Source organism: Actinopolymorpha alba DSM 45243 (assembly GCF_000373925.1).
GTDB classification, from domain to species: domain Bacteria; phylum Actinomycetota; class Actinomycetes; order Propionibacteriales; family Actinopolymorphaceae; genus Actinopolymorpha; species Actinopolymorpha alba.
Genome location: NZ_KB892801.1, coordinates 92,094 through 105,839 on the forward strand (window position 1 = coordinate 92,094; position 13,746 = coordinate 105,839).

Here is a 13,746-nt window from a genome sequence, read left to right on the forward strand (position 1 = left end):
GCGCCGGATGATGCTCGCGTCGATCCGGGGCCACGCCGCGCGGTACGTCGCGGGCGGGCTCGCGGTCGTGCTCGGTGTGGCGTTCGTGACGACCGCCCTCCTCGTCCTGAACTCCACCAAGGCGGCCATGGCGGAGGCGGTCGGCGCGCAGTACGCCCGGGCCGACCTCGTGGTCGCCAGCAACCAGAACGACCTCACGCCGGACGCCGTACGCCGGATCCAGGGGATGGAGGGAGTCGCCGCCGCCTCCGGTGTCGCCGTGACGGGTGTCGAGGTCCACTACCCCGGCTCGCCCGGATCCGTCTGGGTCCAGGTCTCAGGCATCCCCCTTGACCCGGACCTGCGGTGGCAGCGGGTCAAGGACGGACGGCTGCCCGAGAAGCCTGACGAGGTGGCGGTGGCCGCCAGCACGGCCAAGGACAAGAACCTTCGGCTGGGTACCCGCCTCACCCTCACCACCGGCCAGTCGCGCGTCCACGACGTCCGCGTCGTCGGGATCGTCCGCGGTGGCACGCTGGCCCAGGACATCACCCTGGTGGCGACTGACCAGGCGACCACCGCGTGGGGCGATGGCGCCACCTACCTCGAGGTCCTTGTCCGGGCGGCAGACGGTGCCGATCTCGCCGCGCTCCGGACCCGGCTGAGCGCCGCGGTCGGTGCGGACATCACCGTCCAGACCGCCAACGAACGCGTGACCGAGCTGGTGGCCGGCCTGACCGGCGGGGTCGACGTCCTGGGTGCGTTCCTCCTCGGGTTCGCCGGTATCGCGTTGTTCGTGGCGACCCTCGTCGTCGCCAACACGTTCACGATCCTGCTGGCCCAGCGGACCCGTGAACTCGCTCTCCTGCGGTGTGTCGGTGCACGACGCGGGCAGGTGTTCGGGTCTGTGCTCCTGGAGTCGGTCGTTCTCGGTGTCGCCGCGTCCGCGCTCGGCGTGGCCGCGGGCGCCGGACTCGCCGCGCTGGCGGTCCGGCTGCTCGAAGGGCAGGCCAACGGACTGATGCCGTCCTCGCTGATGCCCAGCACCCCCACGCTCGTCGTCCCGTTCGTTGCCGGTCTGACGGCCACGGTGGCCGCGGCGCTCGCGCCGGCCAGGCGGGCCACCCGGGTGTCGCCGCTGGCCGCGCTCCGCCCGGAGATGGCGGTGACCGTACGCTCCCGAGCCGGGGTGGTCCGGGTGGTCCTTGCCCTGGTACTCGTCCTCGGCGGTGGCGCGATCCTGGTCGCGGGCACCCGTACGAGCGCGATCATGGTTGGGCTCGCCGCCGGTATCGGTGGGGGCCTGGTGTCGTTCCTCGGCGTCCTGCTCGGTGCGCCGGTGCTGGTGCCGGCCGCTGTCCGGCTCATCGGCCTGCTGTCGGCCCGGGTCGGTGGCGTGCCCGGCCGGCTCGCGGTGTCCAACGCCGTACGCAATCCGCGGCGTACGGCTGCCACCGCCGCCGCGTTGCTCGTCGGCGTCACCCTGATCTCGCTGATGACCGTCGGAGCGGCGTCTGTCCAACGCACGCTGCACGAGTCGCTCGACCGGAGCTATCCGCTCGACCTCACCGTTTCCGCCGAAGGTGGGGAACGCCTGGCGGACAGGACGCTCGCCGCACTTCGCGGTGTCGACGGCCTCGCCGGGACGGTCCCGCTCCGGGCCGGGCAGGTGGCCCTCGTGGACGACCCGTCCATGCGGGTCCAGGTTCACGGAGTCGATCCGGCGGCGGCAGCCAAACTGCTCCGGAATCCTGGACCGCTCGGCGGGCTTCGCGACGGGCTCGCGATCGTCGGCCCGGTCACCGCGGCGCAGTTCGGGCTCGAGGAGGGCGGCAGCTGGCGCCTGCGTACGTCCTCGGGCGGCGAACTCACCGTCCGGGTACGCATGGTCCGCGACGAGGACACCCCGTCGGTGATCGTGAGCGCCGGCGACCTGGCCCGCCTGGCGCCGAAGGCACAGATCGCGGTGCTCTGGGCCCGGATCGGTGAGCCCGCGGACACCAAGGCGGTACTCGAGCGGGTCCAGCAGGTGGTCGGCGACCTGGACAACGTCTCGGTGGGCGGGGCCGCACCGATGCGGGCGATGTACGACCAGATCCTGGACGTGCTGCTCCTGATCGCGACCGGGCTGCTCGCGGTCGCCGTCGTCATCGCGCTGGTCGGCGTCGGCAACACGCTGAGCCTGTCAGTGATCGAGCGAACGCGGGAGCAGGCGTTGCTCCGCGCACTCGGGCTGACCCGGGGGCAGCTGCGGGGGATGCTGGCGTTCGAGGCGCTACTCATCGCGGCCGCCGCGGTGGTCCTCGGCCTGCTGCTCGGCATCGGGTACGGCTGGTCGGGCACAACCGTCCTACTGCGGACCGCGGCCGAGGGTCAGGTGGCGCTCGACATCCCCGTGAGCCGGCTCCTTCTCGTGGCCGGCGTCGCACTGGTGGCCGGGTTGGCCGCGTCGGTGCTGCCGGCCCGCCGGGCGGTCCGCGTACCACCCGCCGCGGCCCTCGGCGACGAATGACCTCTTAACTGCCGAGACCGAACAGAACCGCCAGGACGAACCACAACGCGACAAACGCCAACTCGAGGTAACCGAGCACCAGACCGGCGACCGCGAGGCCGACACCATCGCTGTTCGTACGCCGGATACGGGAGAGCGCCAGGTGCCCCGTCACGATCGCGGGCACCGCGCTCATCCCCGACGTACACAGGCCGAGCACCGCGCAGGCGATCGAGACCTTGGCGAGGGGTTCGGTGACCCGGACCGGCGCGGGTACGTAGTTGGCCCAGGGGTTGGCGAGCGGGGCGGGCGGTGGCGGGTTGTCCGGGCGGGGGACCAGGGCGTGTACGGGCCTGCCCGGAAGCGCGGGCGGCTGGCCGGGTGGCAGGATCTGTGCCGGCGAGGTGGGCTGGCCGGGTCCGATCTGCTGGCCCGGCGAGGGGAGCGGGAACGGCGTCGGCCCGACGGGCAGGTCGACGATCAGTGCCTGGAGCTCGCCGTACGTGCGGGCTCTCATGACCGCATCGACCCGCTCCCGATGCTCCTCCCAGTCGAGCCGGCCCTCGGCGAGGGCGGCCTTCAGCACATCAGCCGCCCGCTCACGGTCCGCGTCCGACGCCCGCATGGAGTACCAGTCGGCGCTCATGTCACCCCCAGCCCGGTAGGGAGCCGGCCCGCATCGGGACGAGGCGGTCCGGAGAACGTCCTCTCCTGCCATTGTGCAGGCCGATCCTGGGGTTGGCCGAGGTCTGCGACGGACAGCTCGCGCTCTAGGCGTACCCGAAGGCACGAAATCGGCCCCCGGGAATGCGGCGGATATGCCCAAAGCCGAGCGATCCCGATATCCGGTACATATGCCGTCGAACGGACCTCAGGCCATGATGATGGCGAGGATCCACAAGACGCCCATCGCGACCACGACCCAGCCGATGGTGACGCCCGCGATCGCGAGTCCGCGCCCGTCGTCGCCGGTTTCCTTGATCTTGGACAGCGCCAGGTGGCCGGTGACGACCGCGGCGATACCGCTGATGCCGCAGGTGAGCGGGGTGAGCGCGCCGAGAATCAACGACGCCTTGGCGAGGGGTTCGGTCGGCCGCGCGGGCGTCAGCGGGTATCCCTGCCACGGCTGCGGAGCCCGGCCGACGGGTGCGGGATACATCGGTGCCGACGGCCCGGGGGACGGCATCGGAGCGGGCCCTGAGGGCAGGTCGGCGATGATCGCCTGCAGCTCGCCGTAGGTCTGGGAACGCATGAGAGTGTCGAGACGGCGTTCGTGTTCGGCCCAGGTGAGCCGGCCTTCGGCGAGGGCCGCCTTGAGGACGTCAGCGCCGCGCTGGCGGTCGGCGTCTGAAGCCCGCATCGAGTGCCAGTTGGCGTTCATCCCATCCCTCCAACGTCACCAGGCCGCGTCCTTGCTGCGCTGCGCTCGCTCATGCGCGTCCTCGCTTCGCTGCGCTCGCTCATGTGCTCCCCACCGTCGTTCACCTGTTCGCCGTGCGTGGTGTCCTGCCGCGGGCGTTGGCCGCCGTGGAACCGCCGTGGAACGGCCAGATCATCCCGCCCCCAGCCATTGTGACGTCTCGCGTGGGTCGAACGTGCCGCTTGACCCATCGTCCTGTGGATCTCGCGTACGCGCGGACCGCTTGACCGGCCCCACCCATGAAACACCTCCTAGTACGCTGACGGGCCGGAATGCCTGGCGGGTTGGCCGGCGGTGAAACTTCATAACGAAAGGGCGCCAGCCCATGCTCCTCGCGATCGACGTCGGCAACACCCACACCGTTCTGGGGCTCTTCGACCATGCTGAGCTGGTCGAGCACTGGCGGGTGGCGACCGACGACCGCCGTACGGCAGACGAACTCGCCGTTCTCGTCGCCGGGCTCCTCGACGGCCACCTCGGTCCGGGCGGTGTGACGGGTGTGTCCATCTGCTCCAGTGTCCCGGCGGTGCTGCACGAGCTCCGGGAGATGCTCCGCCGCTATTACGGCGATGTTGTGGGCGTGGTGGTGGAGCCCGGCGTCCGCACCGGCGTACCCGTCCTCATGGACAATCCGCGCGAGGTCGGAGCGGACCGGATCGTCAACGCGCTCGCCGCGTTCGACCTCTACGCCCGGGCGTCGATCGTGGTCGACTTCGGTACGGCGACGACGTTCGACGTGGTGAGTGCGCGCGGGGAGTACATCGGAGGGGCCATCGCCCCCGGGATCGAGATCTCGCTGGAAGCGCTCGGTCAGCGGGGAGCCCAACTCCGCAGGGTCGAACTCCTTCGCCCGCGTTCGGTGATCGCCAAGAACACCGTGGAGGCGCTCCAGTCCGGCGCGGTCTACGGGTTCGCGGGGCAGGTCGACGGCATTGTCGGGCGGATGATCGGTGAACTCGGTGCCGCCCCTGACGACGTGACGGTGGTGGCGACGGGCGGCCTCGCCCCGCTGGTCATCGAGGAGTGCCGCACGGTCACCGAGCACGAACCCTGGCTCACCCTGCGAGGGCTCCGCCTGGTGTTCGAGCGCAACCAACCCGCGACCTGACGCGGGGCGATGATGTCTCAACATCCAGGCGGCCTGCGGTCCATCGAGATCATTTTGGGGAAGCCCACGTCTCGCGCGGAGCGTGGGCCACTTCCCCGAAATGATCTTGAGCGGGTTCGAGAAGCACCCACTATGTGAGATCGCTCGCGAGGTTGCGGTGACTTGGCGGAGGAGTTTCGGGAAAGAAGCCGAGACACCTCCGCCAAGTCGGCTCCGGCTCCCTTCACGATGCCGCGGTCTGTCGGTGCGAGGGCCCTATGAGTAAGCCGCCTTAGAGGTCGCGCGGGTCAATATGCGGGGCTGCCTGGGTGTACGCGATGTGAAAGCTGGGACCTCACGCGCCAAGTCGCCACCATGCAAGGTGAATTCGACTTGCTTCGTAGGGAGACGGCGCGTGGGGTCGGGGCTGTCTCGAGAATGGCGTACACCTGAGACCCGAAGCGACGATCAACGTGGAGATGCGGCCCACGTCTCGCGCGAGGCGTACTCCGGGTCAGCTGTACAGCGGCAGGTGATGCCAGTGCGCTCGGTCCAGCGCCCTGAGCACCGGCTGGCTGATCATGGAGAACGCGACCTCATACCCCTCGGCCTGCCCCCGGCGTTCCATCTCGAGCAGGAACCGCAGACCGCATTCGTCGAACGCCGTGACCTCGCGGGTGTCCACGACGACGCGGTCCAGATTGCCCAGGTCCTCCAGGAGTGACACCTCCTGGAGCGCGGCGGCCAGCTTGGACTCCGTTGCCGGCCCGATCATTCCGCGCAGGAACACCACGATCTCGCGACTTCCCCGGTCGACTACCTCGACGTCATCCATACCTCTCGCCTCCTCGCGGCTTCGGCGAGTGCGTTCCGGTCCGATGCCCGGGCCATGAAACCGGTGTACCCCCACCGGCCGGCCGAACACCAGCCGTGCGCCGAACACCAGCCGTGCGCCGAACGCCGGACCCGTACGAGGAACGCCGGACCCGTACGAGGAACGCCCGGGCCGCGGGTGAGGGATCGCCGTCAGGCCGGCTCCGGGATCGATCCCGGAAGGTCGAGGACGCCGCGGAGCCAGCGTTCGGAGGTGGCGACGTGGACAACGCTCGCCGCCCGGGCGGCCTCCGGGTCACGGTCGGCCAGAGCGGCATAAATGCCTTCGTGTTGGGCGATAGTGAGGCTCGCCGCGCCCTCCTCGCGCAGGCCCCGCCAGATCCGCGCCCGGAGGGTGCGACTCGACAGGGCTGATAGCAGCGACGCCAGCGTCGGGTTGCCGCAGGCGGCGATCACCCGGTCATGGAACGCCGTGTCGTAGGACACGAGTTCCTCGGTGTCGGAGGCGGCGCGCATCTGGTCGAGCAAGGTGCGCAGGTCGGCGAGGAGGTCGCCGTCCGCGTGCCGGGCCGCCAGCGCGGTGGCCTCCGCTTCGAGGATCCGGCGTACATGCATGACATCGGCGAGATCGCGGTCCTGGATCAGATGGACGGCGAAGCCGATCCCCTCCAGAAGTAGCGCCGGCTCCAGACTCGTGACGTAGGTGCCGTCTCCACGGCGGACGTCGAGTACGCGGGCGACTTCGAGGGCTTTCACCGCTTCACGTACCGAACCACGCGACATTCCGAGCATGGCGCAGAGTTGCTTTTCGGGCGGAAGCCGGGCGCCCGGGTGCAGTTCACCGGTCACGATGAGTTCGCGGATCCGGGAGATCGCCTCGTCGGTGCGCGCCATGTCGGCCATTGTCCTGACGTCCTTCTCCGGCGACTCAACCCCGGGCCGACTCAACCCCGGGCCGACTCAACCCCGGGCCGGTTGGCCAGCAACGTCTCGACCTCGGGGACGCGCCGGCTCGAATCCCGAAGGAGCCCCGGAAAGTCGGAGGTCACTCCGTCGGCGCCGATACGGAGTGCGTGGACGAGTTGGTTTTCATCGTTGGCCGGCCAGCCAATGACCTCCAGCCTTTCCTGCCGGCACAGCTCGACGAATTCGGCGTCGAGTTCGGCCAGGCCAAGGCAAAGGAGGGGGACGCCCATCTCCCGGGCCAGGTCGACGGATTCGCGCCGCGCCCGCGAGGAGATGAGACCGGTACGGACCTCGGGGAGGTACTCGATCGTCGCGCGGATGATGTCGGCCGAGAACGACGTCACAGTAATACGGTCAAACAGTCCGCGGTCGCGAATCGTGTCGAGAGCGGCACGTGCCGCATCCGGTGCCTTGATCTCGGCCTGGATCGGGAGTGCGACCGAGTCGAGGACTTCGTCGAACGTCGGGATCGACTCGCCCTCTCCCGCATCGAGTGCCTTGATCTCGGCAAGGGTCATCTCAGCGACCTTGCCTTTCCCATCTGTCGTTCTCTCCACGTCGCTGTCGTGCAGGATGACGAGCTGGCCGTCGGCGCTCAGGCGCAGGTCGAGTTCGATCGCGTCCGCTCCTTCCTCGACCGCCCGGCGAAAAGAGCGAAGGGTGTTCTCGGGTTCAAGGCCCATGGCGCCCCGGTGCCCGACCAGTGTGAACGTCACGTTTACCTGCCTGTCCGATTCGGCGATGATGGGTGGTGGCTGCTGGAGGCCCGACAAGTGACGACCCTCTCACGTACAGCCGGGATACAGACCGGCGACACCAACGCGCGATAGCCGGTGAGATACCCGCGGCCAACGCGCGTTCGACATACCATCTGGTGTTCGGCGTCGTACCCCACCCCAATAAACCAGGGTGCGTCCACACCGCATAACCTTGTGACCTATGACCGAGACGCCCCCGCCCCGCGCTGCGCCGGAGGAGGATCTCCCGGAGCAGATGCGGATTCGGCGCGATAAGAGGGCGCAGCTGATCGGTCGCGGCATTGATCCGTATCCCGTCTCAGTCACACGGACCCATACTCTCGCCGAGCTTCGCCGTCTCTACGGTGATCTTGAACCCGACCAGGCGACTGGTCAGATGGCGACGGTTGTGGGGCGGGTCATCTTTTCCAGGATCACCGGCAAGCTGTGTTTTGCACGCCTCCGCGATGGCGACGGCACCGAGGTGCAGGCCATGATCTCGGTGGACCGGGTCGGTCAGGAGTCCCTCGCCGACTGGAAATCCATGGTCGACATCGGTGACCACGTCGGTGTTGAGGGTGAGGTCGTCACCAGCCGGCGCGGCGAACTCTCCGTTGCGGCCACTCGTTGGTTCATCGTCTCCAAAGCGGTACGCCCGCTTCCGGTCGAGCACAAGCACCTGTCCGAGGAATCCCGGGTACGCCAGCGTTACCTCGATCTCATCCAGCGCCCCGGAGCCCGGGAGTTGCTGGTGGCCCGCTCGGCCGTGGTGTCGACGATTCGGCAGTCCCTTTCCTCCCGCGACTACGTCGAAGTCGAAACCCCCATCCTGCAGGCCGTCCATGGTGGCGCCGCGGCCCGACCATTCGTGACGCAGTTCAACGCCTTCGACCGGGAGTACTACCTCCGCATCGCGATCGAGCTGTACCTCAAGAGGCTGGTCGTCGGCGGTGTCCACCGGGTCTTCGAGATCGGTCGTAATTTCCGGAATGAGGGCGTCGACTCGACGCACTCACCCGAGTTCACGATGCTCGAGGCTTATGAGGCCTACGGCGATTACCACACGATGGCCGGGCTGGTTCGCTCCCTCGTCCTGGCGGCGGCGACGGCGGTCGGCTCGACAGTGGTCCCCGATGGTCGCGGCGGACAGATCGACCTCACCACCGAATGGCGTTGGCTGCCAATACACGAGGCGGTCTCCTCTGCCGTTGGCGAAGAAGTGACGCCCGACACTGGCGAGGAGGAGCTGCGGCGATACGCCGACCGCTTCAATGTCGCGCTTCAGCCCGACTGGAGCACCGGCGAGATCGTCCTCGAGCTCTTTGAGAAGCTCGTCGAGCACACCCTCATCGAGCCGACATTTGTCTGTGACTATCCCGCCGAGGTTCGCCCGTTGGCTCGGCCCCACCGCAAGGATCCCCGACTTGCCGAGGCCTTCGATCTGGTGGCGGCCGGTGTGGAGTTGGCGGTGGCATATTCGGAGCTCGTCGACCCGGTCGAACAACGCGACCGGCTCGTCGAGCAGTCCATCCGAGCGGCCGGCGGCGATCCAGAGGCGATGCAGCTCGACGAGGATTTCCTGCGTGCTCTCGAATACGGCATGCCGCCGACCGGCGGGATGGGTATGGGAATCGACCGGCTCGTCATGCTGCTGACCGGCGTTCGTTCCATTCGTGACACCATCCTCTTCCCACTGGTGAAGCCGGAGGGCTGAAGGACGGCGTCGCGAAGACCGGTCGAAGGCAACACGTCCGGTAGTCCTTTGAAGGTTCTGCGGGGCCATTGCGTGGGTAGCTAGTCAGAGCGCGGAGAGATTGTCCGGAGTAGAAGGTATTCCGTGTTTGCTCAAAACCTGCGCGTGGCTCTATTCTTGTGTTAGCCCCCGTGTATTAGAGAAGGGAACCACTGAAGTGGCGACGAAGACTAACGTCGTTCTCATCGATGACATCGATGGTTCGGAGGCCGAGGAGAGCGTGAAGTTTGCGCTCGACGGCGTCTCCTACGAAATCGACCTGTCCGCCAAGAATGCGGCGAAGTTGCGGAACGTCGTCGCCTCTTACGTCGACTCGGCTCGTCGGGTGGGTGGTCGTGCCGCCCGTGGACGTGCCGCCAAGCCGGCCGCCGGTGGTGCCGCGCGCAAGCCGGAGACCGCCGAGATCCGTGCTTGGGCCAAGGATCAGGGCTACGACGTGAGTGACCGTGGTCGGATTCCGGCCGAGATCATCGAGGCCTACCAGAAGGGCCGCCGCTAGTCAGCTCAGCGGTTGGTGCTTCTGATGTCCGCAGACGCGCGATGCCTCTGAAGCCTGTTAACAAGACGTCGCGGCGACCGTTCACTCTGTGACGGAATTGCGCGTCTAAGCGCGAAGGCCCCCGAGGTCCTCCTTGGGGGCCTTGTCGTGCGCTCGGGGCGTTGCGACGGGTTGCCGCCGTACTGTCACAGGCCGCGGACTTCCCGTGTTCGCTTCGGGCGTAACACCTCGCCATAGGGGGTGGTGGGGGAACAGAGTGGGGAGGCCAGGCAGTTACAGCGTCACGTAATGTTTACCGGCCGCGTCCGGTTGATCCCGACTCGAGACATGGTGCGAGCGGGTGAGGCCGCGGTCGGGGTCTAGCATGAAGTGCAGGGGCCGGGGTACGTCCGACCCCCGCGCCGTCTCCAGCCCGGGGAGCAAATGATGTTCGAGAGGTTCACCGACCGCGCGAGGCGGGTTGTCGTCCTGGCCCAAGAAGAGGCCCGGATGCTCAGCCACAACTACATCGGCACGGAGCACATCCTTCTGGGTCTCATCCACGAAGGCGAAGGCGTGGCCGCCAAGGCGCTCGAGAGCCTCGGTATCTCCTTGGAGGCCGTCCGCGCCCAGGTTGAGGAGATCATTGGTCAGGGTCAGACGGCGCCGAGCGGGCACATCCCGTTCACGCCGAGGGCCAAGAAGGTGCTCGAGTTGTCGCTGCGTGAGGCGCTCCAGCTTGGCCACAACTACATCGGCACCGAGCACATCCTGCTCGGCCTCATCCGCGAGGGTGAGGGTGTCGCGGCGCAGGTGTTGGTGAAGCTTGGCGCCGATCTTGGCCGGGTACGCCAGCAGGTCATCCAGTTGCTCTCGGGTTACCAGGGCAAGGAGACCGCGGGCGCGGCCGCCGGTGGCAGTGGCGAGGGCTCTCCGCAGGGCTCCCTTGTGCTCGACCAGTTCGGGCGCAACCTCACTCAGGGCGCCCGCGAGGGCAAGCTCGACCCGGTGATCGGGCGCGAGAAGGAAATCGAGCGGGTCATGCAGGTGCTGTCCCGCCGTACCAAGAACAACCCCGTACTCATCGGCGAGCCGGGCGTCGGCAAGACCGCGATCGTCGAGGGCCTGGCGCAGGCCATCGTGCGCGGCGACGTGCCCGAGACCCTCAAGGACAAGCAGATCTACACGCTCGACCTCGGCGCGCTGGTCGCTGGGTCGCGCTACCGCGGTGACTTCGAGGAACGCCTCAAGAAGGTGCTGAAGGAGATCCGCACCCGCGGCGACATCATCCTGTTCATCGACGAGCTCCACACGCTCGTCGGTGCGGGTGCCGCCGAGGGCGCGATCGACGCGGCGAGCATCCTCAAGCCGATGCTGGCCCGCGGCGAGCTTCAGACCGTCGGGGCGACGACTCTCGACGAATACCGCAAGTACCTCGAAAAGGACGCCGCCCTCGAGCGCCGGTTCCAGCCGATCCACGTGCAGGAGCCGTCGATCGCGCTCACGATCGAGATGCTCAAGGGGCAGCGCGACCGGTACGAAGCGCACCACCGCGTGACGATCACCGACCAGGCGATCGTGGCGGCGGCCCAGCTGTCCGACCGGTACATCTCCGACCGCTACCTGCCCGACAAGGCGATCGACCTGATCGACGAGGCCGGGTCCAGGTTGCGGATCCGCCGGATGACCGCGCCGCCTGACCTGCGGGAGTTCGACGAGCGGATCGCCAACGTGCGCCGCGACAAGGAAGCCGCGATCGACGCCCAGGACTTCGAGCGGGCTGCCTCGCTGCGCGATGAGGAAAAGAAGCTCATCGCCCAGAAGGGCGAACGCGAGAAGCAGTGGAAGGCCGGCGACATGGACGTCGTGGCCGAGGTCGATGAGGAGCTCATCGCCGAGGTGCTCGCCACGGCGACCGGCATCCCCGTCTTCCGCCTCACCGAGGAGGAGTCGCAGCGGCTGCTCCGCATGGAGGACGAGCTGCACAAGCGCTACATCGGCCAGGAAGACGCCGTCCACGCGCTGGCGAAGTCGATCCGGCGTACCCGCGCCGGTCTGAAGGACCCGAAGCGTCCGAGCGGGTCGTTCATCTTCGCGGGCCCGTCCGGTGTCGGTAAGACTCACCTGTCCAAGATCCTCGCTGAGTTCCTCTTCGGGGACGAGAGTGCGCTCGTCGCGCTCGACATGAGTGAGTACTCCGAGAAGCACACCGTGTCGCGGCTGTTCGGCTCGCCTCCGGGCTACGTCGGCTACGACGAGGGTGGTCAGCTGACCGAGAAGGTCCGGCGTCGGCCGTTCTCGGTGGTGCTGTTCGACGAGGTCGAGAAGGCACACCCCGAGATCTTCAACTCGCTGTTGCAGATCCTCGAGGAGGGCCGCCTCACCGACGCTCAGGGTCGGGTGGTCGACTTCAAGAACACCGTCATCATCATGACGACCAACCTCGGTACCCGCGACATCGCCAAGGGCGTCAACCTCGGCTTCTCGCAGTCCAAGGACCTCATCGGCTCCTACGACCGGATGAAGTCGAAGGTCCAGGAAGAGCTCAAGCAGCACTTCCGTCCTGAGTTCCTCAACCGGGTCGACGAGATCATCGTCTTCCCGCCGTTCACCGAGGAGGAGATCCTCGCGATCGTCGACCTCAACATCGCCGAGGTCGAGGACCGGCTGAAGAACAAGGACATGGGCATCGAGCTCACCCAGCCGGCCAAGCAACTGCTGGCAAAGCGGGGCTGGGACCCGGTGATGGGTGCCCGGCCGCTGCGCCGGACGATCCAGCGCGAGATCGAGGACAGCCTGGCCGAGAAGCTGCTGTACGGCGAGTTGACCTCTGGCCAGATCGTGCTCGTCGATGTCGAGGGCGAAGGCCGGGAGGCGAAGTTCACCTTCACCGGCACGGCGAAGGCCGCCGTTCCGGAGGTCCCACCGGTCAGCGCCACGAGCCAGGACTAAACCCGGTCCACCAAGGCATGAGGGGGCGATCCCGTTCGCGGGATCGCCCCCTCGGCATATCCGCAGGTAGGACGGGGAGCGTGGTCGGCCGGGCCGCTCTCAGCGGGTGGGCACGGCGGGCGCGCGGACGGGGAGCCGGAAGCGATCTCCGTCCAGAGGCTCTACCAGGCCGTCGGCAACCAGCGTGTCGAGCGCGCGTTCGCGTTGGGAAGCGTGCGGCCAGGTGGCTTCGAGATCGGCTCGGTGTACCGGCTCGGACGTCTCCCGCAGCGCGCGGAGCAGTCGCCCCCGGCACTGCCGGTCGGTCCCTTCGTAGGTCTGCCGGCGCCGCGGTGGACCGGCATGGTCCGGCTGTCCTGCCTGATGCCAGGCGCAGTCCCGGGTGATCGGGCAGGCGCCACAACGCGGCGCGGCCGACGTACACACCAGCGCGCCGACCTCCATGACCGCGACTGCCCAATGCGCCGCCGTCTCGGGTTCGTCCGGCAGGAGATCGGTGGCGATCCTGCGCTCGCGGGCGGTGGTCGCGGTGGGTGGGTAGCGCACACCCTCGGCGACCCGGGCGAGGACCCGCCGGACGTTGGTGTCGAGGACCGCGTGCCGCTGCCGAAAGGCGAACGACGCGACGGCCGCCGCGGTGTACTCGCCGACGCCCGGCAGTGAGCGGAGTTCGTCGTACGCCGACGGCACCGCGCCACCATGCCGCTCGACCATCGTGGTGGCCGCGGCATGCAGGCGAAGCGCCCGGCGCGGGTAGCCCAGCCGATCCCATTGCCGGACGGCCTCGCCCGGGGCGTCGGCGGCAAGTGCGGCGGGAGTGGGCCAGTGGGTCAGCCAGGCGGCGTAGGCCGGGAGGACGCGGCTGACCGGAGTCTGCTGGAGCATCACCTCGCTGACGAGGATCGCCCACGGAGTCGCATCGGGCTGCCGCCACGGCAGGTCACGCGCGTGGGCGGCGTACCACTCCAGGACGCGAGCGTGCAGGGGCGAGGTCGGCATGGCGCATCGATCATCGCATGCCGCGTGGGACTTCCCGGCCGGGCGGCGTA

Annotated in this window: 11 protein-coding genes; 5 read left to right on the forward strand and 6 right to left on the reverse strand. The window is 68.3% G+C overall.

All coding sequences use genetic code 11. From position 1 onward, the window contains the following. Positions 1-7: 7 nt before the first annotated feature. Positions 8-2,491 carry an FtsX-like permease family protein gene (locus B141_RS0133010; protein WP_020579463.1) on the forward strand — a complete coding sequence of 828 codons (2,484 nt, stop codon included), beginning with the start codon at positions 8-10 and terminating at the stop codon, positions 2,489-2,491. A 4-nt stretch (positions 2,492-2,495) separates the two neighbouring features. Here the strand turns inward: B141_RS0133010 and B141_RS0133015 are convergent, their stop codons facing one another. Together B141_RS0133015 and B141_RS0133020 are read right to left on the reverse strand one after the other, a co-directional pair. Then, positions 2,496-3,116: a DUF1707 and DUF4190 domain-containing protein gene (locus B141_RS0133015; RefSeq protein ID WP_020579464.1), complete on the reverse strand. Its 621-nt coding sequence runs from the start codon at positions 3,114-3,116 to the stop codon at positions 2,496-2,498. A 225-nt stretch (positions 3,117-3,341) separates the two neighbouring features. Next, positions 3,342-3,851: a DUF1707 and DUF4190 domain-containing protein gene (locus B141_RS0133020; protein ID WP_020579465.1), complete on the reverse strand. Its 510-nt coding sequence runs from the start codon at positions 3,849-3,851 to the stop codon at positions 3,342-3,344. Positions 3,852-4,215: 364 nt separating this feature from the next. Between B141_RS0133020 and B141_RS0133025 the strand changes: the two genes are divergently transcribed. Beyond that, positions 4,216-4,998, forward strand: a complete 783-nt coding sequence (locus B141_RS0133025; RefSeq protein WP_020579466.1) for a type III pantothenate kinase — start codon at positions 4,216-4,218, stop codon at positions 4,996-4,998. Between the two features lie 493 nt (positions 4,999-5,491). On the opposite strand, the gene B141_RS0133030 is transcribed toward B141_RS0133025, so the two are convergent. The 3 genes from B141_RS0133030 to B141_RS0133040 form a co-directional block, all read right to left on the reverse strand. Beyond that, positions 5,492-5,812: an STAS domain-containing protein gene (locus B141_RS0133030; RefSeq protein WP_020579467.1), complete on the reverse strand. Its 321-nt coding sequence runs from the start codon at positions 5,810-5,812 to the stop codon at positions 5,492-5,494. Between the two features lie 191 nt (positions 5,813-6,003). After that, a complete protein-coding gene (locus B141_RS0133035; protein WP_026257789.1) occupies positions 6,004-6,705 on the reverse strand; it encodes a FadR/GntR family transcriptional regulator in 702 nt (233 codons plus the stop codon). 50 nt (positions 6,706-6,755) lie between these two features. Then, on the reverse strand, positions 6,756-7,493 hold the full coding sequence (locus B141_RS0133040; protein WP_020579469.1) for a glycerophosphodiester phosphodiesterase: 738 nt from the start codon (positions 7,491-7,493) through the stop codon (positions 6,756-6,758). 223 nt (positions 7,494-7,716) lie between these two features. On the opposite strand from B141_RS0133040, the gene lysS reads away from it, so the two are divergent. From lysS to B141_RS0133055, 3 genes are all read left to right on the forward strand, one after another. Beyond that, entirely contained in the window at positions 7,717-9,228 is a 1,512-nt protein-coding gene (gene lysS / locus B141_RS0133045) for a lysine--tRNA ligase (protein ID WP_026257790.1), read from the forward strand. Between the two features lie 196 nt (positions 9,229-9,424). Further along, the gene (locus B141_RS0133050) at positions 9,425-9,766 is read left to right on the forward strand and encodes a histone-like nucleoid-structuring protein Lsr2 (protein ID WP_020579471.1); all 342 of its coding nucleotides are present in this window, start codon (positions 9,425-9,427) and stop codon (positions 9,764-9,766) included. A 426-nt stretch (positions 9,767-10,192) separates the two neighbouring features. Beyond that, positions 10,193-12,697: an ATP-dependent Clp protease ATP-binding subunit gene (locus B141_RS0133055; protein ID WP_026257791.1), complete on the forward strand. Its 2,505-nt coding sequence runs from the start codon at positions 10,193-10,195 to the stop codon at positions 12,695-12,697. A gap of 99 nt (positions 12,698-12,796) precedes the next feature. Here the strand turns inward: B141_RS0133055 and B141_RS0133060 are convergent, their stop codons facing one another. Further along, complete coding sequence (locus B141_RS0133060) at positions 12,797-13,696, reverse strand: HhH-GPD family protein (RefSeq protein WP_020579473.1); 900 nt, start codon at positions 13,694-13,696, stop codon at positions 12,797-12,799. Positions 13,697-13,746: the final 50 nt, after the last annotated feature.